This is a genomic window from Eubacterium ramulus (assembly GCF_003122485.1).
Taxonomy (GTDB): Bacteria; Bacillota; Clostridia; order Lachnospirales; family Lachnospiraceae; genus Eubacterium_I; species Eubacterium_I ramulus_A.
In genome coordinates, this window is sequence record NZ_JRFU01000224.1 from 1 (window position 1) to 2,249 (window position 2,249).

The 2,249-nt window shown below is 41.3% G+C and carries 2 protein-coding genes; both read left to right on the forward strand.

Annotated features, from left to right (window positions below; all coding sequences use genetic code 11):
* Window positions 1-170 precede the first annotated feature (170 nt).
* Window positions 171-1,091: an SIR2 family NAD-dependent protein deacylase gene (locus LG34_RS15885; protein WP_242979929.1), complete on the forward strand. Its 921-nt coding sequence runs from the start codon at window positions 171-173 to the stop codon at window positions 1,089-1,091.
* A gap of 164 nt (window positions 1,092-1,255) precedes the next feature.
* Entirely contained in the window at window positions 1,256-2,116 is an 861-nt protein-coding gene (locus LG34_RS15890; protein WP_109216944.1) for a protein-ADP-ribose hydrolase, read from the forward strand.
* Window positions 2,117-2,249 lie beyond the last annotated feature (133 nt).

Below are 2,249 nucleotides of genomic sequence, written 5' to 3' on the forward strand. Positions count from 1 at the left end.
GCGCTGACCAGAATCACGCACCAAGTCTCACGTGCGTTCGACTTGAACCGGGAGAAACAAGATTTTAGATAGTGTCAAATGAACTATGAGAAACAGGATCAATGAACTTTGAAAATTGTAGTGTGGTAGTATTTTATAACGAATGTGAAGTATGAAAGAGGTGAATCAGGGTGAGAACATTTATGAGTGGTGTCCCGGCGCGGGATTATATTTTTCAAACAGAACCATATGAGGAGCAGATCAAAAAAGCAGCAAAGCTGATCCGGGAAGCAGATTATATTTTATTTGGACTTGGTGCTGGAATATCCACGGCGGCAGGTGCGCAGTATGGTGGCGATTTTTTCAAAGGAAATTTTGGTGAATTTATTGAAAAATATGGTGCAGGACCTTACATGCAGGACATGTACAGTGCCGGTTTTTATCCTTATCCGGATGAGGAATCTTACTGGGGATACTGGTCACGACAGGCGATGGTTGGCGGTATTGAGTTGGATGTGACAGGATTGTATCGGCAGCTGATCGCACTGGCACAGGGGAAAAAATCGTTTTGCCTGAGTACAAATGCGGATGGCCAGATGGAAAAAGCAGGCTACTCGACGGAACAGATTTTCTGTACACAGGGCGATTATTTTCATATTCAGTGTGCAAAAGGATGCCATGCCAAAACGTATGATGCGGTTGCGCGTTTTCGGCAGATGGATCAGGCAAGGCGGGATTGCAAAGTGCCGTTTTATATGGTTCCGAAGTGTCCGGTGTGTGGCGGAAAAATGAATATGAATCTGCGGATCGATCAGTATTTTGTGGAAGACGAAGCGTGGTATGATGCAGATGAACGGTTTCAGAAATTTTTGAGAGAGGCTTTGAAATCTGGTAAAAATTTCTGCCTGATTGACTGTGGAACGGGATTTAATACACCGATGATCATACGTTTTCTGTTTGAAAAAATGGTGCGTGAACATGGTCAATGTGCTATGGTGAGATTGAATCTGAATGAAGCGGTTGTGCAGGAAAGCTGTGAGGAGCGGGAAGTTGGAATCAATGCAGATATGGCAAAAAGTATTCCGGATATTTTGGAAACTATGAATCTGTAAAGATATGTAGAAGAAGTTTGCTATGTGTTTTATGATGTGTATTTCACAGTTAGAATGTAAAGTTATTCTTGAAATACAATGAAAGTGTCATATGGTCATACAAATATAGAAAAGAATGATGTGAAAGCAGCAGAGTTTTTTCAGGAGCAGAAAGGAGCAGGCATATGGAACAGAGAAATAAATTGCAGTCGGAACGGTTAGACTTTTTACTGGATGCTTTAAAAGAGGATTCTATCCAGTATAAAAATTTGCAGGTAGGTAATTCAGAAACGGAAAAAAGAAACGCAGTGAGATCTCTGATGAATGTCCGTATGCCGCGGAGTATTTCGGATGATTTTCTGGAAGTTCAGGATATATTTTTACAGGAAGAAGCAAAGGAAAAAGGAATTGTGACGCTGGCGGAAATTCCAACGGTAAAGGATGCATATGAAAGTCAGCGGTCATTTGCAGACAGAATGTCCATCTGGCAGGGAGATATCACCCGTCTGCAGGTTGGTGCAATTGTAAATGCTGCCAATTCCCAGATGATTGGCTGTTTTGTGCCATGTCATCGCTGCATTGATAATGCGATTCACAGTGCGGCAGGGGTGCAACTTCGAAATGAGTGTAATCATATTATGAACCAGCGGAGAATCCGGTTTGGCAGACAGTATGAGGAACCAACGGGAACGGCTACGCTGACGTCAGCATATAATTTACCTTGTAAATATGTGATTCATACAGTGGGACCGATCGTGTACGGAAGATTGACGGAAGCTTTAAAAGAAGATTTGCGGAATTGTTACCGTAATGTACTGCAATGCTGCATGGAACATGAAATCAACAGTGTGGCATTTTGCTGTATCTCCACGGGAGAGTTTCATTTCCCAAACGACATTGCGGCACAGATTGCGGTGGAAACCACAGAGCAGTTCTTTGCACAGAATGAAAACTGCGGCATTGAACGTGTGATTTTTAATGTGTTTAAAGATATTGATCTGGAACTATATAAGAAATATGTTTGCATGGAAAATTTATATAGTTAGCAGATATTTAGGAGACCTTTGTTTTTAGTTGTAGCTATATAGATTAACTTTTTATATTGACTAATAGTGTTAGCTTTTCAAAAAGTTTTATCTCAGTCGAGAAGACTCCCACTTCTGCAAGTGGTGAGTAATA